Raw genomic sequence first — 24,086 nt, forward strand, 5'->3', positions numbered from 1 at the left:
TTATGTGGCCTTAATTATTATAGTTGGAGGCAGAGCCTCCTGCAGGCATTCCGGGGCAGAGCCGCCGGAACGAGGGTTAAACCGCAGACCATTCATTACCTTCTTAACCAAAAAAGCCCGCACAGCTTTCGCCATGCGGGCCTCACTAACCATATCTCAACCAATAACTACGCGGTTTGCAACACTTTTGGCTCAATGATGAGCTTGTCCTTGGGTCGGCGGACTTTCTTCATAGGAGCCAGCCAGTCATTATCTTCCTCCCGGTAGCCAATGGTCATCAGGGCCACGCTTTTCAAACCTTGTGATGAAAGGCCGAGTAACTCATCCAATTCTTCATTCTTGAAACCCTCCATTGGGGTAGCATCCACTTCTTCAATAGCTGCGGCCTGCAACCCAAAACCCAGAGCAATGTAGGCCTGCCGGGCCGACCAATTAAAGTGTTCTTCCTTTGGTCTGGAAGCCACACCGTTCGCCATATTGCGAACCGGCTCCAGTTCCTTTTCACCCAGGTCTCGGATCTCTCCCGTCAGTTTCACAAAATCATCAATACGTTCTTCAGTGATCTCATCCCAAGCTGTAAAGACCAGAAGATCGGAACTTTCGGTGATCTGACTTTGATCATAAGCAATAGGCTTGATCTGTTCTTTGAGTTCCGGATCGGTTATGTGAAGCACGGTAAACGGCTGTAAACCTATGGAAGTTGGAGCCATTTGAATGGCTTCAAAGATCCGATCCACTTTCTCTCTTGGCACGGAACCGCCGTTCATCTTTTTGGTTGCATATCGCCACTGAAGGGCGTCGTAAAAATTCATACTACGGTTATTTTTGTGAGTTTTATTCATTCACACAAAATAACACTAAACGTCCTGCATTTACTCCCGGTTCACCTTTCTTTGTTCTTATAGATACCATAGCCAGCATCTATCAACTGTTTCTGTTTAGCGGGTTGAACCGATAGATCTACTCGTATCGGAGGGATTCAACCGGGTCCACTCTCGCGGCTTTAATAGCCGGAAAGATCCCCGCAAGTAATCCGATCAACCCAAGCACCCCAACCGTAACCACTACGGCAAGCTGCGAGATCTCAGGATTTCCGAGAAAGTCACCCGCCCCGCCTTCAAGATTCATAGAGCTAACGCCAAATACAATGGCTGTGGAGATCAGGATCCCAAGCCCTCCTCCCAGAAATGAGATGAACAGCGACTCAAAAATAAACTGCGTGATGATGTGCACTTTTCTGGCACCCACTGCGATCTTAACACCAATTTCCCGGGTGCGTTCTTTAACCACCACAAACATGATATTCGCCACGCCCACCCCGGCGATCATCAGCGTAAAGAATCCAACGGTAAACAGAAAGATCTCCAGCCCCATCGCCACCTTCTGATTCATCTCCTCCATTTCAATGAAATCCCACATCGGCATCGCCTGTTCGTCAGCCGGATCGAAATTGTATTTAGAGGCCATGATATTCACAATTCCGGCCCTGATATCTTCCTGCAGCGATGGGTCCTGGGGACGGATCAGCATAGAGCCGATATTTCGGTTGCCATACATATTCCTGAAAGTCGTATAAGGAATGATGGCGCGATCGGCGTCCGGGCCATTATTCATGGATGTCTGCATCTTAGGCTTCATCACGCCAACCACCGTGAACGGGGTATTATCCAGCATCACCTGCTGACCCACCGGGTCTTCTTCCCCAAACAATCTGACTGCGATCTCATCTCCCAGAAACAGTACCCTTCTCATTTCATCCACATCCCGCTCGTTGATGAACCGCCCTCCTGCTGCAGGATACATGGTTCTCATGATCTCAAAATCGGGATTCACCCCCTCCATGAAAGTATTGGTGGTAATATCCCCCGTTTTTAATTGAGCACCCCAGCGCCCGTACTGTGGACTGGAGTATTGAATGCCCGGCACGGCATCCTGTAGCAGTTCCACATCCGCTTCTGTGAATGAGATACGGCGACCTATTCCCAGCCCTTCGTAGTTCACGCTTGTTTGTCCACCATACACCACGATCACCTGATTACCCGCTCCAAGCATTCCCTCCATCATGCTGGTGCCCAGCCCGCGCCCAAAAGCAAGCAGCAGAACCACGGAAAGGGTTCCCCACGCAATGGCCGTCAGGGTCAAAAAGGAGCGAAGCTTTTGCTTACCAAGGTCAGAGAAGAATTCAGTGAATAGGGTTCGCCACATATCGGTATACTTATCAAGTTTAAATTATTGTCTCAGGCATTCCACTACATCCAGTCTTGAAGCCCGCCATGCCGGCAACAAACCGGAAGCAAAGCCCACAAAACCAAGCACGGCAAAGGCGATCAGTCCAACTTGCGGTGAGAAATAGGGAGTCCCCACAAATTCTTTAATGGGAATATTCTGCATGGCTTCAACCAGGAACCACCCGATCAGGTAACCGGCTGCAGCACCAATGCCCACGATCGAAAAGGTCTCCAGAAAGAACTGTATCATGATATGATGTCGCCGTGCACCTGCCGCCCTTCGGATCCCGATCTCTTTCATGCGTTCCTGAACCACCACAAACATGATATTGGCCACGCCGATACCACCCACAGCCAGGGTAAAGAACCCAATCAATCCAAGAAATCCATTGATCCCCAAAAACATGATGTTGATGAATGACCAGAATTCGTTCGTATCCCAGATACCGATCGCATCCCGATCCGTTGGGTCAAAGCGATGTTTGCGCCCCATCACCTCGTACACCTGATCCTGTATGGCCGTTGCCAGCGCCGGGTCTTTGGGGGTATATAAAATGTTGTTTATGATCTCGGTTCCCATCATCGCAGAAAAGGTGGTAGCCGGAATAAACGACCGGTCCCTGTCTTGCTGGGAATAGGATGAGTTCTGGATCTTTTCCTGCAGCACACCGATCACCGTAAAGGGCGTATTGGCAACCATCACCTGCTTGCCCACCGGATCTTCCTCACCGAATAAGTTTTCAGCCAGTCGGTTCCCGATAAAGATCACGCGGCGGCGTTCATCCAGGTCCCGTTGGTTCAGCCATCGTCCACCGGGGACTTCAAAGGTATTGCGCAGTTCCTGATACACCGGATACACTCCGCCAACTGAAGAGTTACGCCGTTTATCGCCATAGGAGATCTCAAGGCTTCGCATGTATTCCGGAGTTGCCACATCAATAGCTGCGATCTCATTCTTCAGCAACCTGGCGTCTTGTTCCCGATAGCGGACCGGCCGGCCAATTCCGTATCCCTCAAACGGCTTCGTGGTTTGCCCACCAAACATGATCGCGAGTTGGTCGCCCATGCCGCGCATATTCAATACGGTCTGATCACGGAATCCCATCCCAAAAGCCAGCAGCAGAATGAGCGTAGCGGTCCCCCACATGATACCGAAAATGGTAAGAAAGCTTCGCAGCCGCTGCTGGTTGAGGTTTTGGAATAATTCTTTAAATAAAGCCGAGAGAGACATATTTGCCTGAATTGGAATTTATCTTACAGTGAGTGTTTTAACCGGACGCTCCAGAACGGTATCGCCTTCATTCAGTCCTTCAAGCACGGCAATGGTGATTGCATCACTCATTCCCACCCGAATTTCTTTCTCTTCACGGCTGCCGGGTTCGGTTCCGGGGATGTCCACAAACGCTTTGCCATCTCTCATCTCGATCACCCGCTCAGGAATAGTGAGAGTATTTTCCAGTTTTTTGATGATGATATCGGCATTGGCGGAATAGCCGGCTCTGAGTACCGCCCCATTTGTATTTGTGATCCGGATCTCAACCGGAAATACTGTTGCATTATCCTGCTCCTGTGCTTTTAGTGAGATGTGTGACACCTGACCCTGTATCACATTATTCGGGAGGGCCCCGATCTTGATATCAACAGGCATGCCGATCTCAACTTTCCCGATATCGATCTCATCCACTGTACCTTTGAACAATAGATTTTCCATTTCAGCAATGGTCATAAGCGGTGTACCGGCCTGATAAGAAGTCAGGGGAACCACAGGCTCTCCCACATCCACCAGTTCTTCCAGGATATACCCGTCGATCGGGGCGCGAATCACTGACTCGATCAGCACATCTCCCATTTTGATACGGCCGGATTCCAGCAGCTGCAACCGCTCATTGGCGATCTGCTTTCTAACCAGTACATCACTGTGCCGCTCCTTAAGCTGATCATATTCCTGTTGAGCCACTAACTGTCGCTCCAAAAGCTGACTCATCCGATCCAGCTCTTTTTTAATATTCTCTTCCTCGATCTCGATACGCTCCAGGCTACGTTTGGCCTCAGCCAGTTCCAAAGGTGTCGGGTCAGGACTGACTTCGATCAGCGGGTCTCCCTTTTTCACGTAATCGCCGGCCTCCGCATACAGCCTGCTTACCACTCCCGATAGTTTTGATTTGACTGCGATCTCATTTTCCGGCTCAATGGTTCCAACAGCTAGTGCCTTTTCTACGATCGTGCCGATCTCGGCTGTAACATGTGGTTGTTCCTGTTCCTGAGCATCTTCCGAATCATTGCTGTAACTGTAATAGAAGCCTCCGCCACCCAGTACGATCACCGTTAAAGTTACAACCCATATCCATGTTTTTCGTTTTTGCTTTGCCATGATAATTCTTGTGAAATTGAATTGGTTTTGATTGCCTCTACGGCATCGTGTTTTCAATGTTTCTATTTTTTTCTGAACCGGATAGAAAAACTATTCGGTGAACCCCTAAAGCCTTTGTTTTTCTTCAGGGTTGAACCGGATCCGATCTTTAAATAAATCGTTGGGCTGATCCGACATTTTCAATATTATGAACTTACTGAGGCTTATTTTGTGTTAGCCTGATGAACCCCAAACAAATACCGGATCACAAGCCGTGAATGATTTCAATACCTTTGTTAAAGAGCTGGCTCAGGCACATCGTGATGTGTCCAAATGTCCACCCCCCGAAATGGTGATCTCCTTTTTTGAGCATTTGATGAGCATGCTCTTCCCGGAATTTTCCCGCAATCGCTTAGTTGATGAACCGGCGGTAAGAGATTCGTTAGAGAAGTGTAAATCCGAACTTCGGACGATCCTCGATCAAAACAGTGAATGCGTGCAAAGTGAGCGAAGCGGGCTCGAGGATATGTTTTTCAACAAACTGCCCCACATTCGTAAAGCTCTGATCGAGGATGTTGAAGCCATCTTTGCGGGGGATCCGGCGGCCAAAAGTAAAGGGGAGATCATCCGGACCTACCCCGGCTTTTACGCCATTGCGGCTCATCGGATCGCTCATGAATTACTGAATCTTGGAGTGAACCTTATCCCAAGGATCATCTCAGAATTCGCCCACCGGCAAACGGGCATTGATATTCACCCGGGTGCCGAGATCGGGGACCATTTCTGCATTGATCACGGTACAGGAGTGGTGATCGGAGAAACCACAAAGATCGGTTCAAACGTCAAGATCTATCAGGGCGTGACCCTTGGTGGGTTGAGTGTCAGAAAAGAGGATGCGAAGATCAAACGCCACCCAACCATTGAAGATAATGTAGTGATCTATTCCGGTGCCACCATCCTGGGTGGGGATACCGTGATCGGAGCCGGCAGTATCATCGGCGGCAATGTGTGGCTGACCAAAAGCGTGCCCGCCAATTCCAAGATCTACTACAAAGCCAAGATGTCGAACACGGAAGGAGAAACGGATACCATAACCTATAAATAATTTATGATATGAACATCGAAGAGCTCATTGGCAATACTCCGCTTGTTGAACTGCAGTCTATCCCCACGAATAAGAATGTAACCATTTACTGCAAACTGGAGGGACAAAATCCCGGTGGCAGTGTAAAGGATCGGGCAGCTTTGGGTATGATCAACGGAGCCCTTGCACGTGGTGAGATCAAAAAAGGAGATACTTTGGTTGAGGCTACCAGTGGAAATACCGGTATAGCCCTCGCAATGATCGCTTCCATGAAAGGCCTGAAGATCAAACTACTGATGCCGGAAAGTGCCACCGAAGAACGGGTCAAATCCATGAAGGCCTTTGGAGCTGAAGTCATTCTCACTCCCGCCGAAAAAACCATCGAATATTCCCGGGAGCTGGCACAAAAAATATCGGACGAAGAAGGCTATTTTCAGCTTAACCAGTTTGGAAATCCCGATAACTACAAAATGCACGAACGCACTACCGGGCCTGAAATATGGAAAGATACGGACGGCAAGATCACGCATTTTGTCTCTGCCATGGGAACCACCGGAACCATTATGGGGGTGTCCCGTTACCTGAAATCTCAAAACCCGGATGTGCAGATCGTAGGTACTCAACCTACCGAGGGTTCTTCTATTCCCGGCATCCGAAGATGGTCACCTGAATTCCTGCCTGAAATATTTGAAGCTGACCGGGTTGACCGGGTGGTGGATGTGAGTCAGGATGAAGCTACTGAAATGGCTCGCAGAATGGCAAAAGAAGAAGGTATTTTTGCAGGCATGAGCAGTGGAGGGGCATTGACCGCTGCCCTGAAAATTGCGGAAGAGCTCGAAGAGGGCATTATCGTATGCATCACCTGCGACCGTGGGGACCGATATCTCAGCTCACCGTTATTTGAGGAATAAAAAAAGCCTCATCAGGTTAATGATGAGGCTCAATATTCATTTCAATGCGGGAACTAAATTTAGTTACCACCCTCTTCTGAGGTTCCGCCCTGATCGTCACTTTGGGTCTGCGGAATAGCAGGTGACGTTTCTGAAGGTGTTTCAATTGGAGCATTCACTCCGGGGGCACCTTCCTGTAAAATACTTCGGTTTACTTCGCCTCGGTCGATCGCGAAATTAGCCAATACACACAGCGTCAGGAAGATACCTGCCAGCACGGATGTGGCCTTTGACAGAAGATCTGCAGTTCTGCGGGCACCGAGTCCGCCACCGCCTCCGATGGCTCCGGCTCCACCCATTCCGGAAATTCCTTGTCCCTGACCCGGCTGTAACAGAACAACCACGATCAGCAGAAAACAAATGATAGCGATGACACCAACAATTATATTATAAAGCATGTAATTAGATTCTTATCTTTTTTGAAGGGTGCAAAGATACCCATTTTTGCATACTATCCCAAGCATCGGAGTATCAAAAAATACAAATAACGGATGAAAGAGTTCATAGACAGCATAAAAGAATTCATTGCAAACTCTCCAAGTCTAACCGTTCAGATCGCTGAAACGGTCGGGATCATCATTTTTCTCTGGCTCATTCGCTTTTTTGTAGTCCGGATCCTTCAGAAAAATGTTGAAAACAAAAAAACGCTGTACAAGTGGAAAAAGAACACGAACTACATTGTTTTTCTGATAGGAGCGATCATACTGGCTCAGGTTTGGTTTTCGGCCCTTGGTCAGCTGGGAACATTTCTTGGTTTACTTTCTGCCGGTATTGCCATCGCCCTTAAAGATCCCGTCACCGATATGGCCGGGTGGCTGTTTCTGATCTGGCGTAAACCGTTCGATATTGGAGACCGGGTACAGGTCGGTAATTCAAAGGGGGATGTGATCGACATCAGGGTCTTCAAATTTACCATTTTAGAGATCGGAAACTGGGTGGATGCGGATCAGAGTACCGGGCGCATCATACATATCCCCAATCATAAGATATTTGCCGAAGACATTGCCAACTACACCGCTGACTTTGAATGGGTATGGAATGAAATGGGCGTACTGGTGACCTTTGAAAGTGACTGGAAGAAAGCCAAAGATCTACTTCAGGAGATTGCAGACGATGTGTGTCAGGAATTTGTGAATCAGGCCCGGGATGAAGTCAAAAAAGCTGAAAAGCACTATTTGATACAATACCGATATCTCACACCCATTGTGTACACCAGCGTGAAAGACAGTGGGATCAACCTCACCATTCGCTATCTATCCAATCCGCGTACCCGCAGAGGCATTTCACAGCAACTATGGGAAAATATCCTGCTCGAATTTGAAGGCCATGACGACATCGATTTTGCTTACCCAACCATTCGGTATTACAATAACCCGACTGAAGGTAAGCCCGGCACCATTCCCGGAGCGGATCTGCCCGGTTAAAGACGATCTTAATGTTTAGGGATGAGAACTAATCGTCATCAGCTCCGTCATAATTCCGAAGTTTGGGAATTGGCTGAATGAGTTCCTTTGAGTTATTGGAGGGATCATTCACCAGCTCCGGCACTCTGAATACGGTCATATTTGGGAGCAGGGCGTCGGCATCAAATCCTTTATCGATCAGGGCTTTCCCTTCACCATTCAGCCACTTATCCTGATCACTGCTTTTTAAGATCACCGGCATCCTGTCGTCAAGTGGTTCCACAAGTGCATTAGCCGGCATTGTGAGTATGGCAAAAGTTTTTACGGTTCTGCCATTTTCATCTTTATACACCGAACAGATCCCGGCAAAGCCACTCACTTCTTCTGAGATCACCCTCAGGTAAAAAGGCAGGGGATCCTCAACGGTCTCCTTCCACTTATAAAAACCGGATGCCGGGATAATACAGGCATGTTTCTCCAAGGCTTCATCCCAGACAGATGATTCCTTTACATCTTCAACCTTAATTTCCGATACCCCTTCAACTGACCGATCATTTTTATACCCCCATTCATAAGTATCGATCTTTCGTTTCCCACCCTGCTTTAGGATGACAGGCATTACAGCTCCCTGTATCACATTGTAATTGGGGTCATAAATAACCTCTGAGGATGATTCAACTTCAAAGATCTCTTCGATAACATCTTTGGAAGCTTCTAATACGTAACGTTCCATGCTTTTTATACTCAGTTATACTTTGGCTTTGTTTGTAATAAACGAAAAATCTCTCAGGTATTGCCCATCAATTTCTGACCGGTTACAAACATCCTGCTAAAAAGTGCCTGTAATTTCTATATTAAGTCAGACCGAATTTCAAACACTGACCTATGAAAAACCCGTTTTTTAATGTTGAGGAACAGCGGTTATGCTCCCTTTTAAGGATCATTCTATTTCTGTTTCTGTTTAGTTTTGGAGTAGCGCTGCCTTCGCTCATACCATACACAGCCCTTCAGTTTATTGGTATTTCACTTATTACACTCGGATTGTACTACGTGATGTTCCGGTTTGTGGATCAGCGGTCGTGGGATCTTGCGGGATTGAGCCTGAACAGTACATGGATGAAAGAACTGTTTGCCGGCATCATCATTGCGGCAGCTGTGATGGGGGTGATCTTTTTGGTGATCTGGCAGACCAACGGGCTTGATATCAACGGTTTTGGGTGGGAGCGAAACGGGCAGCGATTCTGGCTGATCCCTATCCTTGTTTTCCTGGTACAGATGTCTTCTGTTGGCTTTTATGAGGAATTACTGTCAAGGGGATACCTTATTCCAAATATCAAAGAAGGCCTGACCATTGGGCAGATCACTCCTTTCCAGGCAACCCTGATCAGTGTATTTCTAAGTTCCGCCTTATTTGGTATGGCACATGCCGCCAATCCGGATGCCTCCATCACTGCCGTCATCAATATTTTACTGGCCGGTATCATGTTGGCAATTCCGTTCGTCATAACCGGAAGACTGGCTTTATCGATCGGTCTGCATTTTTCGTGGAATTTCTTTCAGGGCGGGATCTTTGGGTTCCGCGTAAGTGGAATGGAGATCAGAAATTCAATTATTCAGATCCAGCAAAAAGGTCCTGAGTGGTGGACCGGGGGCTCATTTGGGCCGGAAGCCGGTCTGACGGGAGTGCTTGGAATATTGCTTATCATCATCCTGAGCCTGGTTTATTTACGTTATACCGGGGTTGATCTAACAGCAGAAAGTTTCTTTACGAAATCGTACAGCGAGTACAACCAAACAGGTAAAACGAAGATTACCTGAGCTTCCGTTACTTTTTTTGTATATTAATGAATCTCCAATGATGGAGATAAGATCTTTGAAAATTGAACTATAACGCCAAAACGAAAGAGGTGTAAACATTGTCTTTTGAAGAATTTGGCTTAAGCCCCGAACTAATGAGCGGGCTGGCCGACCTACGAATTGAAGAACCTACACCTCTCCAGAATGAAGTTATTCCATCGGTACTACAAGGCAACCATATGCTTGTAAAAACTGAAACCGATGATGATGGAGTATTTTTGATACCTGCTTTGCAGAAATTGACTACCTATGGAGAGGTTAGTGGCACTAAAGTTTTAATATTAACACCATCTATTGAGCGAGCTAAAGCGTTGGATGAGACTGTATGGGCTATGGGATACCATGCTCAGATCAGCAGCACCCCCCTTTCCATGAAAGGAAACCGCGATGAACAAGAGCAAGCTATAAAAGATGGGGCACCGGTGGTAATTGCAAACCCCGGACGTTTGATTGAAATACTGGATAAAAATAAGCTAAAGCTTTCCCATATTGACCTGGTTGTAATTGATCAGGCTCATGGCATGGAGAACTATAACCTGGTGAACCGGGTGAAGGATATCATGAAGGTAGTGGAGAGTGACCCACAGGTGCTTATTTTTTCTGAATCAAACAACAAAGCTACTCAAGCTTTGTCCTCTGCTTTACTTAAAGACCCGAAAGTATTCGGATTTGATGAAGATGTGATCTCTGATCAACCTGATGATAAAGGCCAGGAAGCAGCTCAATCCCCTCAGGATGGAAATGACTCAAACTCCTCCTCCGAGAAGGAGCCTGAAGAAGAATTTGTACTGGATCAGGAAGAAGTAAATCGTAAGCTGGAAGCCGCAAGTGTAAGTGTGGTTCTGAATCCTGAAGAGAAAAAAGATGAAGTACCTACTGAAGCTTCTGACAATGATAAATCTTCAGATGCTGATGAAGAAGACCCAACGGTTCCTGAAGACCTGACGCAGGCTTATATTTACGTCCCCCCAAGAGCCAAGATATCTACCCTTCTGGCCCATCTTGAGAAAACACTGACCGCCAAGATCGTTGTATTTGCCGCTTCAAAACGGACAACAGATCGATTGTTCAGAATTATCCGTAAAAAAGGATGGGGAGTGGTAAGCATCAACGAAGGACTTAAGCAGGAATACTATGATGAACGCTTCGGTAAATTCGTTTCCGGAGACATGAAGATCCTGCTGGTTGGTGGATTATCTGCCACTGAAATTGAGCTCAATGAAGTAAAACAGGTCGTTAACTATGACGTTCCCAACGAAGTTGAGGAGTACAAGTACAGAGCGGAACTGGTTGGAAACGGTAAGGCAGCCCGCATGGTATCACTGGTTTCCAAAATGGACAAGGATGATATCGATGAGATCGTAAAAAAAGTGGGATATGCCCCAACTGAAATTCCACTTCCTGAAGAAGTGAAAGAAAAGAAAGGACGCTCCAAAAAGAACACAGATTCTAACAAGAAGTCCGGATCCAAAAAGAATAACCGGAAACAGACTTCCAGGAAGGATAAAAAGCGGAGAAAGCCCAAAAAAGAAAAGAAAACGAACGGACTGCCACGCCCTTCCTACGAGGGACTTTCCGGTGGGAAAGAAGGTAAAGGCAAACGTCCGGCTCCAAGTTCTGAAGACGGAGCATTTGGCTGGATCAAAAAGCTGTTCAACTAGATCGGCTTTATTACATTAAAGTGATCGTCTTAAGGCGCATCTTTTCAGGTGCGCCTTTTTTATGCTCTTTAACACCATTCTTTTGGCATTTCCTGCCCGATTTACTACCATGCTTCTTTCCAAAAATGCAGAACATTTTCTATGAGTAACGATTTTGCCGGTACAAAAAAGAAGTGGAAAGACCCTGAGACACAAAGAAAAATTGGAGTAGGACTTATCCTTGCCCTTATAGTAGCCGGGGTTTATGCCGGCCTAAATAACGCATTCCCGGAACAGAATGGACACTATGGGATCTGGTCGATCATGCCTCCGTTGGTTGCCATCGTACTGGCCTTTTACACTCGGGAAGTCGTCAGCTCATTATTCATTGGCATCTGCCTGGGTGGGGTTATTTCCGGTCAGATCAACATTGTTCAGGATTTTCTGATCCCTTCTGTGGGAACTGAAAGCTTTGCGCTGATCATCATCGTTTATCTTTGGGCTCTCGGAGGTTTGATCGGGATCTGGACCCGTACCGGTGGCGCCGAACGTTTTGCTGTGTGGGCCAGCCAAAAAATGGTGCGAGGACCCCAAACGGCCAAATTCTTTACCTGGTTAATGGGCTTGATCTTTCATCAGGGTGGCACCATCAGTACCGTACTTACAGGCGCTACAGTCCGGCCAATAGCAGATAAATATAAGGTATCTCACGAGGAACTTGCCTATATGGTTGATTCCACCGCTTCACCGGCAGCCACCATCATCCCATTTAACGTATGGCCTTTCTATGTTGGGGGCCTGGTGATCGGGACCCTGCCACTTTTTGAGACCACTCAGCAGAGTATTGCTTTTTTCATCTCTGCCCTGCCCTATAACTTTTACGCGATCTTCGCCATACTTCTTACACTGCTATTTGCCTGGGATAAATTCCCATTTGTACCCGGTAAGAAAATGAGAGCCGCCATCAAAAGGGCACGTTCCGGGAATGGTCTCGATCGTGAAGGGGCAAACCCTATGGCTGCTGATGAGCTCACTCAAAGCAAAGTACCAGAAATTTATTCACCCGGCCTGATCGACTTTTTCGGTCCCATTGGAACTCTTCTTGGGGTGGCAATCCTTCCTTACCTTGTCACACGGTTCTTTATGGGCATGGGTGAAAACGCAGTACTCCCAATTGCAGAGGCATTTATACTGGCAGTGCTTGCCGGATTCGGTATTGCGTTGGCTAAAGGAATGAAGCTGCAGGAAGTCATAAACGGTTTTATTGATGGATGTAAAGGCGTAACCATTGGAGCCGTAATACTCGCCCTCGCAGTCACCTTAAAAGAAGTCGCGGATGCCGTTGGTACTGCCGCATATGTTGTTGAATTGGTGGGAGATGTAATTCCTCCATTTTTACTTCCGGGACTCCTGATGATCCTATGCATGCTCATAGCTTTTTCAACGGGTACCTCGTGGGGAACCTATGCCGTTGTATTTCCGGTTGCCATACCGCTAGCGTGGGCTATCGTTCCGGACCCATTCTTTCTCACTTTATGTTTTTCTGCGGTCATAGGCGGGGCTGTGTTTGGGGATCAATGCTCACCAATTTCAGATACCACGATCTTATCCTCACTTTCAACCGGGTGCGACCTGATGGATCACGTTCAAACCCAGTTTCCTCTTGCAATTTTAGCCGGAACCTTGGCTGTATTCACTTATGCAGCGATGGTCCTGCTATTTGTATAGCTGAGCTACATAAGGCTTTTATAAACAGTGGGTGTTACAAACATTAATAAATTCTCATGTAACATCACACATAATTCCCTTACAATTGTTCACTACGTTGGTAACAGTTAATGGGTAGCTGTCACTAATTACAATAATTTAGAAAGGGGAGGTTAACAATGGCAGGATTCTATAAATCTGTCAAAAGACCCGGGAGAGATCATGGCGTCTGATAACGAATGGATTCATGAATCTCCGGAAATTACTGAATTAAAACGAAAAGCTTTAAGGGTAGCCAAATCAAAAGTACCGGTTCTTTTAACAGGAGAGAATGGAACAGGAAAAGAAGTGCTTGCTCATTTTATTCACAATAACTCTGCAAGCAAAGAAATCATTGATAAAAAACCATTCATCATAGTTAACTGTGGTGCTATTCCTGAAGACCTTATCGAAAGCGAACTTTTTGGATATGAGAAAGGGGCCTTTACCGGTGCTGATCATACTAAAGAAGGCGCCTTCGAAATGGCCAACGGCGGGACTCTGTTTTTAGATGAAATAGGTGAACTGTCACTCAATGCACAGGTTAAATTACTGCGTGCGGTAGAGTATCAGTCATTTAGAAGGCTGGGAGGTAAAGAAGAAATTAAAGTAGATGTCAGGATCATCTCGGCAACCAATGTTATTCTGCATGATGCCATCAAATCGGGTGACTTTCGGCAGGATCTTTTTTACAGGCTGAATGTGATAGAGCTGTATATTCCTGCATTGAGGCATCGAAAAGATGAAATACCGCTTTTAACTGAACATTTCCTGAAGGTATTTTCCGAAAAATATAATATTGGCAAACTTTATATCGAGGAAGATTGCCTGACCTGCTTCAAGAAATATAATTGGCCTGGCAATGTAAGAGAGCTGAAAAATATCATTGAACGATGTGTGGTTCTCTCTAAAGACGGGGTCATTGACAGAGATGTTCTCCCCTCACAAATAGCCACAGAAGACTGCATGAATACCCAACACATTAAAAGTGGAAGCAGACCCTCGGGGAAAAAATTTCTTGAAATAGAAATAGGCACCCCCTTCGATGAGATCGAAAAGAAGGTGATACAGCAGACCTTATCTTCTTGCAATAACAATAAATCTGAAGCAGCTAACATACTTGGGGTAAGCAGAAAAACACTGCACAACAAACTTCACAAGTATGAATCAACTCCTGATAACGGAAACTAAAAACGAAACTTAGTTCCCCATTTCTGCGGCTACTTCGTCTGCAAGTTCTTTAGATCCTGTGATCTCCCAAACGATCATCCCACCCACACCTTTTTCTCTGGCATATTCAAACTTTGCCTGTATCGACTTTTCGTTATCAAAACTTACAAACTGATCATTTGTGCCATACCATGCTGCTTTCGCATTATCATCCCACTCCGGATTAGTGGCAATACCAGGAAATTCCTCAACCAGATTATCATAGCTTGTCTCTCCATAGCGCCTGCTTGCTCCTGAGGCATCCTGTTCGGGAGCGTTCACACCTGTCCATACATAACCGTACAGATCAATTCCAAAGCCAAGCTTTTCAAGGGGAATTCCTGCTTCATGGAACCTATTGATCAATTGTTCAATATTTGGGTACTCTGTTCCGGATCCGGGGATATTAACGACCTCATTTCCGCCTGATGGATTATAGATCGGTGAGTTATGCCAGCTGTACCACCCGTTCCAGGCCCCTGAAAGATCGTAGGTCATAATATTGATCTGATCAAAATACTGTTCGGCATTTGCAAAAGCAGCAGCGGCATTACTCCCGGTCATTGATGCCCCTGTAATGATCGCGTCCGGTATCTTCTCCCTTAAAGATTCCATAAATATGGCAAAACTATCAGCATCAGGTACCGGTTCAGGGTCAATATCAACACCATCAAAGCCCCATGTGATCATAAAATCAGCGATTCCCTGGGCGATCGTTTCGGGGTTACTTTCTATACAGTCTGCAAATGCTTCATTCCCTGCTCCACCAAAAGACATGATCGAAGGTACATTATTTGCCCGTGCATCTTCTGTAAATGCATTCAGGCGATCGGGGGAGATGTTTTCCCATGCTTCCGGCTCACCCGGTTCACATGTGGATGATGATATGGTTTGAGCAAAAAAGATCCCATGAGTAAAGGCGTTCCAGTTCAGCTCACTTCTTTGAGTGTTGCCCCAGTTACCATGCCCGCCCACATTATAATTCCAGCTTGCTACATAACCTGATACCCACATTCCTTCAGCATTAGGAGGATTATCTCTCTCAGGCTTATCATTAGAATTAAAAAAATTACATTGAACTAAAAATATCGCAGTTAGCAACAGCATTATTTTTTGAGACATGATGTACTGTACCACTTTTTTAAGATTTTGGTTTAATGATGAACTTGGGATCATTGACCGTATTCTTTCAATTTTGTTTTCACGGTCTGTAATAATCTATCCCTGTTATTTTCCGGTTCTTCACTCAAGTACCCTCCGGATATCTCCCAGATCAGAAGTCCCCCTATCCCTTCTCTCCTAATAAAATCTATTTTTTCTTCTATGGATCTTCCGTTATCAAATGATACGAAGGTAGCCGGATCTTCAATACTCAGATAAGGAACCCGGGCCTCTTTATCCCAAAGTGGGTTTGACAGGTCATACTTTTCGTTCAAGGCATAATATGGAGTTCCTCCATACCAGGGGACAGTGGGCACGTTATTAGCTTCCCATTCTTCCAGTGGCTCACTAACCCCTTCCCATTCATACCCGTAAAAACTTGCCGCGACACCTAGTTTTTTTCTTTCAATTCCTGCATTTAGATAATCATTTAGCCTCAGTTCAATGGACGGCAAAGGTAATTCTCCGGCAATTGGAAAAGTATTTCCCCCATTGTACAAGGGGGTATTATGCCAGGTAACCCAACCCTGAAAAGGACGACTCATATTGTAGGTTGCAATATTGATCTGGTCAACTTTATCCTGAAAACGTGCATAGATATTAGGTTGATTGACTGTAGCCACCGTCAAAAGAGCTTCATCCAATAAAGGTGTACTAATATTTTTAACGGCTGCGGAAAGCTCCGTTATGAACGTATAAATACTGTCCGAATCTTCTGCTTCCAAAGGCTGCATATCTATATCAACGCCATCAAATCCCCATTCATTGATCAACCCGGTTATGTTATCAATAAATTGTGGCCTGTTTTCCGCTGAAATAGCTTCCAAAAAGTTTCCCCTTGTATTATAGCCTCCAATAGTGATGAGCACCGGTTTACTATGTTGGTGAGCCACCTGAATGATGGAACGTACTCTATCAGGGTTCACATTCTCATAATCAATGATTGGGGTTAATGAAGCTCCTGAATCAGGATAGATATTGAAATAGAATAAATGCGTAAAGGCATCCCAGTCAATATCATTGGTTTCAAGATGCCCCCATGTTTTTCCGTTGGTGGTGCCTTCCACATAATGATTCCATGAAGCCAGATATGCCGACACCCATATATCCCCTGAGTCTAGTATATCTTTTTTAGGTTCAAAAAAAAGTGAACAGGAGGTCCCCACCGTTAATACAACAGCGGCAAGAAAAACCATTGAACTAAATTTTACGGAACTATTTTCCATATCAGTTTGATATTGCAATTTTTGATCCAAAGACCGGTTGGTTTTCAACGGCATTTTCATGCACAACTACAGATTCAAGATCTAAATGAAACTTCATAATCGGCAGTTGGTATTTTTCTGAAAGACTTTTGATCCGTTTCATGACTTCAGGTTTAATTCTGCTGTCGGCCATAAGTATCATATCAACCTTTTTAGAACGTATCAGCCGCTCAAGTTTCCAATGCCCTCCAAATATTTTAAACCCATTAATCTGTGTACCCTCTTTCTGGTGATCCTCATCTATGAATCCAAGTACATTAAAGGTTGGGCTTTCAAATGCCATGATCTGATCGAGTAATAACTCACCTGAAGCGTTCGCCCCATAAATAAGTACGTTATTTTCAGCTTTGCTTGTTCGGAAGAATAAATACCGCAGTGTTTTGTGTGAGATCCGGAAACCTAAAACAAAGGTCAAAAGCAGATAAAAATTCAGTATCAGAAAGGGAACAAAGAAATCCAGCTTGACCTCACTAAGAAAGAAGAAAACCGGGATCAAAGACAGTGTAGAATAGGCAACCGCCTTGGTGATCTTAAGCGCATCCCCAAGGCCAATTAAATTGTATGAGTCGTTATAAATTCCAACCATCCACAAAGTGATGAATTGAGCAATAGCTGCTACCACTAAAATTATCTGAAACTGAGCGGCGTTAAACCCACTGCTGTTGGTCCACTGTATGGCGAGCAACGATAATGTGAAGGCTGTAATTATAAAAACCAGATCAAAGAATACTTTTAGACTGGTTCGGTTCAGCCAAAAACGCTCATAGAAAGGCAGAAATATCCCATTGTTAAAAATGTCAATTTCACGATACCTGAGTTTTTTAACCCCTAATAACAGGATAAAAACCGTAATTCCCAGGGCTATTACAGATTTACTGTAAGAGTCGATGACCGTAATACTAAAAGCTGACACAGCAAAGAATGCAGAAATAAAGTAAAGAAGAATTACTGTATTACGGTGGGTAAACCCATATGCTAACAGTTGATGGTGGATGTGAGATTTATCCGGGAGAAACATTTTTTTCAGGCGTCCCTGCATGGCCGTTTTTGCCGTGTCTTTTTCCAAAAAGGTTCCCAAGAACCGTCTAATCATGGCGATCAGGGTATCCGTAATAGGCAGCCCAAGTACTATGATTGGAAAAAAGATGGAAAAACCTGTTGAAATTTTATTTGAACTTTGAATGGACAAGATTGCCAGTAAGAACCCCAGAAGCAGGCTGCCTGAGTCCCCTAAAAAAATTCTGGCAGGGTTAAAATTGTACCTTAAAAAACCCACTAAACTACCTGCCAGAATTAAAGCGATATAAGCGTTGCCAATTTCTCCGGTCAAAGAAGACACGGCAAATATAGAAACGCATGCTATAGTTGATACTCCCGTGGCCAAACCATCCAGTCCATCGATCAGATTAATGGCATTCGTGATCCCAATGATCCACAAAACTGTTAATGGATAATCAATGAATTGCACATTCAAGGCATAGGTACTCAACGGGTTCATCACTGAAGAAATTTTCACTCCCGCTAAGTAAACCAGAGTTGCAATAACAAATTGAAGGCCAAATTTTAAACCGGGCTTAAGGGGGGTTACATCATCCCAAACCCCCAGTAAAAATACCAATGTGAGAGCACCTCCGACCAGTAATATTTTTTGATAATGTTCTGAAATATCAACCTGGCCGGTGTCAAATATGGTAAAAGCGAGCACACTGCTTATTGCAAGTGTCAGAAATATGGCCAGCCCTCCCAAACGAGGAGTGATGTTTTTATGAACTTTCCGTTCATCCGGTTTATCCACTGCACCTATTTTATATGCTGCTTTAATTGCAAGCGGGGTTAAAAGTATAGACAGTACCACCGGTACTAAAAAAGCTAATATGAATTGAATGATTTGTATACCCATGATGATCTTTAGTTAGTCAAATACCCTATGATTTTGTGTATGTTATCAACCACAAAATTTCCCTTTTTGTGTGATTTTCTTTTGATGAGCTGCCTTTCTGCATTCTGAAAACTCAGATTTCTAAAAGCTACATTCTGGTCGGTATATAAATGTGAAACATCAATTGAAATAGGGAGGTCTTCCGGCTGAATTATCTCTCCTTTTTTACTATAACAAGCATGTGTAATGGCATTTTTAAGCTGCCTCAGGTTTCCCGGCCATTCATAATTTATGCACTTGTATAATGCCTGATCGGAAATTTGTATTGCTTCCCCCGTTTCGTTGAAATCAAATGACTTCTGGTGTTGTGCAATAAATAATCCGACCAAAGGGATGATATCCTCCCGATGCTCTCTAAGGGGTGGAATTAGAATAGAAACGGGGTTCAAAAGCTCACAAATATACGGCCAGACAAGATTATTGGAAGCACCCTTCAACCATTCCTTTTGAACAATAAATATGAAACGGACTGACTCTATATCACTCTGATCCCTGAACTTTATTAATTTCGAAATCAGGTTAAGCTGCCCGATCGGCTCCAGGTCCGAGAAATTGTCTATAATCAGTGCAATTTTGTTAGGTTCGGCATCCTTGTTTAATTCCAATGCCATTTCCTGAAAAACGTTTTCCTGAAGATCTTCTAACTTTAGATGATCAAAGGAAAGATGGGCCAGGTAGTTGTAGTTTTCACAATCCAACTGGCAAATCAATTTTGCGATCCACTCCTTTCCAGTACCGGCTTCGCCACTAATCACTACATTGGAATTCGTTTTTGACAGCGTGATGACCTTTTGCAGTATATCTATCATCAGCCTGCTTTCAAGATGCTCCAGAGTTACCTCCACTTCGTTGAGAGGTATTTCCGTTTGATTCAGGTTTATCAAAACACTCATAATTTCACCTATAATTTTAGGCTAAAGCCAAATTGATGAACTCTGTTATAGAAATTATTTCCGGGCGCAACCGCATAGTTGAACTCTAATCCCGAAACATTAAACCCTAACCCAAATGTTAAGCCTGATTCACTTTCTCCTAACAAATAATCTTCTGCGCCATTGAGGTAGCCCAATCTAAAAAGAAGATTATCCGTCAGGACGAATTCCCCGGCAAAGCGGTAGTAGATCTCCTGTACATTGATCTTTGTTTCTGTTGATGCATACAAACCGAGTTTCTTTCTTTTACCTCTTTCAGGAAAATATAAACTGGCTCCGTACTCAAGACTTTGTTCTATGTTTTTATCGGTTAACCGTGTATTTCCATTTCCAAAGTGATTGTACCCCAACCCATACCCCATATTTTTAAACTGTAATGAATAACTAAGGTTATTCGATGGTGTATAAATTACACCCACACTCCCATTTACGTGCTCTCTTGCAACAAAATCATTCCAGGCAGTATAGGCGTACCCTGAAACTCCTATACTGAATACCGGAGCTAATAAGTATGAATAGGAAAGATTTAGCTGGATCCTGTTTATCTCAGGTTGTAAAACATCTATCCCTCCCAAAGGATTGACCTCATTAAAACCTGATGATAGGTACTGTAATCCAACCCCGAAAGAACTCTTGTTTACTTTGAAATTTTTCACACCTATCCCTAAAGCATAAATATTCGTGGTCCACGAATGATAAGACTGTTGATAGATGGAAGTCTTGTTTCTGAAAGATAAAGAGGCCGGATTTGCAAATGTCTCTGACAGGACCGAGATATCAGAGGATGTGGCATGTGCCAGAGCCAGGTCGCGGGGGCCTGTATCTAAGGTTCCAACTAACTTGCCATAAGAAAACTGAGCCTGAACCGGACTCAGCCCCGATGCAGTCGCGTAACATAGTATGAAGCTGACAATGTAGAAGGTGAATCTTTTCATGGTAGAACCTTTTTTCATACTAATTCACCGCTCTAAAAAGTCCGAATACAAGTACTGCGTCTCTCAGGAATCCGGAAAATTCTCTTACAAAATTCTCTTCTCTTGGTATATATACGATATCACCCGGTCCTATTTTGATCTCGTGATTGAGTAAGCCCTGCTCCAGGTACTCATTTAGATCTATAGTTGAGTAACGTGGACTTGAATTCCGCCTGTAAACTTTAACATATCTTAGATCGGCATCCGTGGTTGGCCCACCGGCCATGGTCAATAATTCAAATAATGAGATCTCACTTACTACCGGAAAATTCTGTGCTCTTGAAACCGCCCCAAAAACCGAAATTATATTATCTCGTTTTGATACCAACGTAATTGTGAGTCTTATTTCGTCAGCAATATATTTTGATAATCTTTCTGTCAACTCACGATCAAGCTCCTCTTTTGTTTTGCCGGCCACTACAACTTCACCGATCAAAGGCATAGCGATAGTACCATTACTTGTTACTGTGGTTCGGGTATTGAAATCCTCATTTTGCCAAACCAATATTTCGATCTCATCCCCATAGCTGATCTCATTCGGTGAGTAAGCAGACTGCCCTTCAATAGACATGGCTGCTTCGCTGCTAATATTTTCTTCAGAAATATTCCTGGAAGATCCACACCCCGTCAGGGTTAAACCAACTACAATAGTAGCTGAAATAGTGAGTAAAAGCGCCTTTGGTGTAATTTTTCTATTCATCAAAACGATTTTTTAAAGTTTTGATGTACCTATTTCAATAAATGTGCCACAACTCACTTTCCTCAAAAATAAATTTATAAAACACCCTTAGAAGCTCTTTAAAGGTGAATAAATTTTCTCCTCATGTACAGAATAGGAAACAGGTGGGAAAATTTTACACACCCAATTTTATCGTGTGTAAATTTTACTTACCTCCCGTTTTCATTACTCGCTCACCCTAATTTCATTTTGCCAATAGACCTGAAAAATACCCCACTAAGACCCTTTAAAAGCCGTTTTTAGTCATTACAAATATTAAGAATTCTTAACAATTGAAGAGTTCGTTAAAACGGCACGGCAATTGTAATTAATGATTCCAAACCAAAACAGGTCAACTTTTAAACTCGACGAAACCGAACATATGGGGCAAATTGATACCGTCATAGACACCTTAAAAGACATACTCAGGAGAAGGAAATGGTTGCTGATCCTTATACCTATTATTATGTGTCTGCTTGGAGGAACCGCAGCCTATCTGATACCTGCCAAGTATCACTCTTCTACATCTATTCTTGTACAAAAAGAGGAAACCCTTAACCCGCTTATCCTTTATGAAATGGCGGTCAATATGGCTTCAGAAGATCGCCTGAAATCGTTTAACAAGATCGTATTCAGCCGAACCACAGTGGAAACACTCATAGACTCCCTGAATCTCGATCGTGACATCAAGAATAATGTAGAACGCCAAAAGCTGATCGAGAAAGTGAAGAAAAACATCAATACGAATTTCACTGGATCCGATTCATTCGAAATTATCTATTACGACTCTGACCCCTACCGTGCTCAAAAAGGTGTTGATATCATTGCCAACCATTTTATAAAAACACGTCTGAGTTTAGAAAATCAGCGTAATGAGCAGACCGTTGTTTTCTTTGAAGACAAACTGGAAGAACTTGAAAAAGAAGTGGAGGTCAGGCGATCCAATATTCTTGATATATCCAGACAGCGCCTTCAAGACACACCTAATGATAACACATCCCTGCGCATTCAGATGCAGAATCTTGACCGGGAAATTGCAGGTCTGGAAGAAGAGATCAACAATATGGAGCGGATCCAGAATAGTCTGGACAATATAAACATCTCCCGTATCTCACCGGCCCAGATCGAGGATCTTTACTCCTTAACCCTGATGAATTTTCCGTACTCAGGCGAACTAAGATCTGTATTGAGGGAATACGATGCCCAAAAACAATCGTTCACGGCAGAACACCCAAGTATCAAACGATTACTCAATCAGATCAAAGACCTGAGCTCCAGAATGCCTCCTGCGGTTCAGACAGAGATAGACCTGAAGAAACTCAAGATACAGGACCTTACCGAACAGCGGGAATTGATACTCGCCAATATAGAGGAAACAGTAGTGGCTCAGAGAATGGATGAGGGTACCGAAAGTGACTACGGTATTTACAGAAAACTGTATGACGAGATGAAGGTAAAACTTGAACAAGCTAAGACCACCAGGGACCTTGGTCGCAAGGCTGCCGATCAGTTTGTGGTCATCGACCCTCCATTTTTTCCTGAGAAACCATCCTCACCAAACAGGTTACTCATCATTATTGGCAGCCTGTTCGTCGGCTTATTTGTAGCCGCATTTACAGTTGTGGTAGCCGAAGTACTGGATAATACCATCAGAAGTGAGGTAGATGTAATGACTTATAACAAACCGATAATCGCATTTATATCAGACGGTAAATCATACTAATTATGGATCAGATCAAAGAAGAATTAAGAGTAGAACAGCTACCCAGTAAATCAAACAATTCGATCTGGAAGCCGGATCAAAGCCTGATGCCGATCGTGGTATCAGAGACCCGTTCAAATTTCATCGATCCAAAGGTAGTTCATCAGAAGTACTATAACAGTTTCAATTACTCCAAACTTCCTCAGGAGTATAAGAAGATGAATTTATCGCTCGGTGTAACGAGTGCCCGAAGTGGAGAAGGTAAAACACACATTGCGGCTAATCTCGCTACATCATTTGCTGTGGGTTATAAAAAGAAAACAGTGCTCGTGGATCTGAATATCAAGAATCCCTCTATACATAAGATCTTTGACATCGATCCAAATCCCGGACTTACACATACCTTAAAAAACCGTGAAATTCAGCTGACGCAATCGATGCACGATCAGCTTTACTTATTACCTATCGGTGATGTGAATGATTATTCACTTGGATTAAGTGACATCCTTGCTATCCGTGATCTCATTTGCACCCTTGAGGAGCAGTTTGATTTCATCGTGGTGGATATGTCTCCCATTCTGCCCATCACTGAATTCCCTGTTCTGTTCGCCAACGAAGTGGATGGCCTTATCACAGTAGTTGATTCAAAAACTACAAAGCAATCTGATATGAAAGAGATCTTCCGCCATATCAATGAAGATCAGATCACCGGATTTGTCTTTAACCGCATGGAGCCGCAATCATGACCATCCTGCTGGGAATCATAGCTTTTCATTTTTGTGTGCTTTTCAGTGCACGGTTTTTCAGAAAACGCTCGGTTCAAACCATTTTCTGGGTGTTTTTCTTTTCGCTTATGATCACCCTATGGGTCGTTTTCGGCATGTTTACAATGGAAATGCCTGATACACCGGACAGATTTTATTAATTC

At 44.2% G+C, this 24,086-nt stretch carries 22 protein-coding genes; 10 read left to right on the forward strand and 12 right to left on the reverse strand.

Going from position 1 to position 24,086, the window contains the following annotated elements; all coding sequences use genetic code 11:
* Nucleotides 1-167 precede the first annotated feature (167 nt).
* From C3B73_RS12600 to C3B73_RS12615, 4 genes are all read right to left on the reverse strand, one after another.
* On the reverse strand, nt 168-812 hold the full coding sequence (locus C3B73_RS12600; protein WP_103665965.1) for a nitroreductase family protein: 645 nt from the start codon (nt 810-812) through the stop codon (nt 168-170).
* Between the two features lie 148 nt (nt 813-960).
* Complete coding sequence (locus C3B73_RS12605; protein ID WP_103665966.1) at nt 961-2,205, reverse strand: ABC transporter permease; 1,245 nt, start codon at nt 2,203-2,205, stop codon at nt 961-963.
* Between the two features lie 24 nt (nt 2,206-2,229).
* Nucleotides 2,230-3,459 (reverse strand): ABC transporter permease, encoded by a 1,230-nt coding sequence (locus C3B73_RS12610; RefSeq protein ID WP_103665967.1) that lies wholly within the window; start codon nt 3,457-3,459, stop codon nt 2,230-2,232.
* 18 nt (nt 3,460-3,477) lie between these two features.
* Nucleotides 3,478-4,599, reverse strand: a complete 1,122-nt coding sequence (locus C3B73_RS12615) for an efflux RND transporter periplasmic adaptor subunit (protein ID WP_103665968.1) — start codon at nt 4,597-4,599, stop codon at nt 3,478-3,480.
* Between the two features lie 253 nt (nt 4,600-4,852).
* On the opposite strand from C3B73_RS12615, the gene epsC reads away from it, so the two are divergent.
* Both epsC and cysM read left to right on the forward strand, forming a co-directional pair.
* The gene (epsC, locus tag C3B73_RS12620) at nt 4,853-5,683 is read left to right on the forward strand and encodes a serine O-acetyltransferase EpsC (RefSeq protein ID WP_232803206.1); all 831 of its coding nucleotides are present in this window, start codon (nt 4,853-4,855) and stop codon (nt 5,681-5,683) included.
* A gap of 8 nt (nt 5,684-5,691) precedes the next feature.
* Nucleotides 5,692-6,573, forward strand: a complete 882-nt coding sequence (gene cysM, locus C3B73_RS12625) for a cysteine synthase CysM (RefSeq protein WP_103665969.1) — start codon at nt 5,692-5,694, stop codon at nt 6,571-6,573.
* A 59-nt stretch (nt 6,574-6,632) separates the two neighbouring features.
* Here cysM and secG read toward each other — a convergent pair whose 3' ends face one another.
* A complete protein-coding gene (gene secG, locus C3B73_RS12630; protein ID WP_103665970.1) occupies nt 6,633-7,010 on the reverse strand; it encodes a preprotein translocase subunit SecG in 378 nt (125 codons plus the stop codon).
* Between the two features lie 93 nt (nt 7,011-7,103).
* On the opposite strand from secG, the gene C3B73_RS12635 reads away from it, so the two are divergent.
* Entirely contained in the window at nt 7,104-8,036 is a 933-nt protein-coding gene (locus C3B73_RS12635; protein WP_103665971.1) for a mechanosensitive ion channel family protein, read from the forward strand.
* A 28-nt stretch (nt 8,037-8,064) separates the two neighbouring features.
* Here the strand turns inward: C3B73_RS12635 and C3B73_RS12640 are convergent, their stop codons facing one another.
* Nucleotides 8,065-8,748: an SOS response-associated peptidase gene (locus C3B73_RS12640; protein ID WP_103665972.1), complete on the reverse strand. Its 684-nt coding sequence runs from the start codon at nt 8,746-8,748 to the stop codon at nt 8,065-8,067.
* A gap of 152 nt (nt 8,749-8,900) precedes the next feature.
* On the opposite strand from C3B73_RS12640, the gene C3B73_RS12645 reads away from it, so the two are divergent.
* From C3B73_RS12645 to C3B73_RS12660, 4 genes are all read left to right on the forward strand, one after another.
* Entirely contained in the window at nt 8,901-9,833 is a 933-nt protein-coding gene (locus C3B73_RS12645; protein ID WP_103665973.1) for a CPBP family intramembrane glutamic endopeptidase, read from the forward strand.
* Between the two features lie 98 nt (nt 9,834-9,931).
* Nucleotides 9,932-11,533 (forward strand): DEAD/DEAH box helicase, encoded by a 1,602-nt coding sequence (locus C3B73_RS12650; protein WP_103665974.1) that lies wholly within the window; start codon nt 9,932-9,934, stop codon nt 11,531-11,533.
* Between the two features lie 141 nt (nt 11,534-11,674).
* Nucleotides 11,675-13,240, forward strand: a complete 1,566-nt coding sequence (locus tag C3B73_RS12655) for a Na+/H+ antiporter NhaC family protein (RefSeq protein WP_103665975.1) — start codon at nt 11,675-11,677, stop codon at nt 13,238-13,240.
* A gap of 201 nt (nt 13,241-13,441) precedes the next feature.
* Entirely contained in the window at nt 13,442-14,449 is a 1,008-nt protein-coding gene (locus tag C3B73_RS12660; RefSeq protein WP_103665976.1) for a sigma-54 interaction domain-containing protein, read from the forward strand.
* Between the two features lie 9 nt (nt 14,450-14,458).
* Here the strand turns inward: C3B73_RS12660 and C3B73_RS12665 are convergent, their stop codons facing one another.
* From C3B73_RS12665 to C3B73_RS12690, 6 genes are read right to left on the reverse strand one after another with little or no spacing between them, the layout of a single operon-like run.
* Nucleotides 14,459-15,589, reverse strand: a complete 1,131-nt coding sequence (locus C3B73_RS12665; protein WP_157939506.1) for a glycosyl hydrolase family 18 protein — start codon at nt 15,587-15,589, stop codon at nt 14,459-14,461.
* Between the two features lie 50 nt (nt 15,590-15,639).
* Nucleotides 15,640-16,854 carry a glycoside hydrolase family 18 protein gene (locus tag C3B73_RS12670; RefSeq protein WP_157939507.1) on the reverse strand — a complete coding sequence of 405 codons (1,215 nt, stop codon included), beginning with the start codon at nt 16,852-16,854 and terminating at the stop codon, nt 15,640-15,642.
* A gap of 1 nt (nt 16,855) precedes the next feature.
* Nucleotides 16,856-18,793 carry a hypothetical protein gene (locus C3B73_RS12675; RefSeq protein ID WP_103665979.1) on the reverse strand — a complete coding sequence of 646 codons (1,938 nt, stop codon included), beginning with the start codon at nt 18,791-18,793 and terminating at the stop codon, nt 16,856-16,858.
* Nucleotides 18,794-18,801: 8 nt separating this feature from the next.
* On the reverse strand, nt 18,802-19,725 hold the full coding sequence (locus tag C3B73_RS12680; RefSeq protein WP_103665980.1) for an AAA-type ATPase lid domain-containing protein: 924 nt from the start codon (nt 19,723-19,725) through the stop codon (nt 18,802-18,804).
* An 8-nt stretch (nt 19,726-19,733) separates the two neighbouring features.
* Complete coding sequence (locus tag C3B73_RS12685; protein ID WP_157939508.1) at nt 19,734-20,699, reverse strand: PorV/PorQ family protein; 966 nt, start codon at nt 20,697-20,699, stop codon at nt 19,734-19,736.
* A 19-nt stretch (nt 20,700-20,718) separates the two neighbouring features.
* Nucleotides 20,719-21,438, reverse strand: coding sequence for a polysaccharide biosynthesis/export family protein (locus C3B73_RS12690; protein ID WP_103665982.1), 720 nt, complete (start codon nt 21,436-21,438; stop codon nt 20,719-20,721).
* Between the two features lie 400 nt (nt 21,439-21,838).
* Between C3B73_RS12690 and C3B73_RS12695 the strand changes: the two genes are divergently transcribed.
* From C3B73_RS12695 to C3B73_RS12705, 3 genes are read left to right on the forward strand one after another with little or no spacing between them, the layout of a single operon-like run.
* Nucleotides 21,839-23,179, forward strand: a complete 1,341-nt coding sequence (locus C3B73_RS12695; protein WP_157939509.1) for a GumC family protein — start codon at nt 21,839-21,841, stop codon at nt 23,177-23,179.
* A 2-nt stretch (nt 23,180-23,181) separates the two neighbouring features.
* Nucleotides 23,182-23,904: a tyrosine-protein kinase family protein gene (locus tag C3B73_RS12700; RefSeq protein WP_103665984.1), complete on the forward strand. Its 723-nt coding sequence runs from the start codon at nt 23,182-23,184 to the stop codon at nt 23,902-23,904.
* Entirely contained in the window at nt 23,901-24,083 is a 183-nt protein-coding gene (locus C3B73_RS12705; RefSeq protein ID WP_103665985.1) for a hypothetical protein, read from the forward strand. Before C3B73_RS12700 ends, C3B73_RS12705 begins: the two co-directional genes overlap by 4 nt.
* The last annotated feature ends 3 nt before the right edge of the window (nt 24,084-24,086 follow it).

Source organism: Gracilimonas amylolytica (assembly GCF_002911695.1).
GTDB lineage: Bacteria > Bacteroidota > Rhodothermia > Balneolales > Balneolaceae > Gracilimonas > Gracilimonas amylolytica.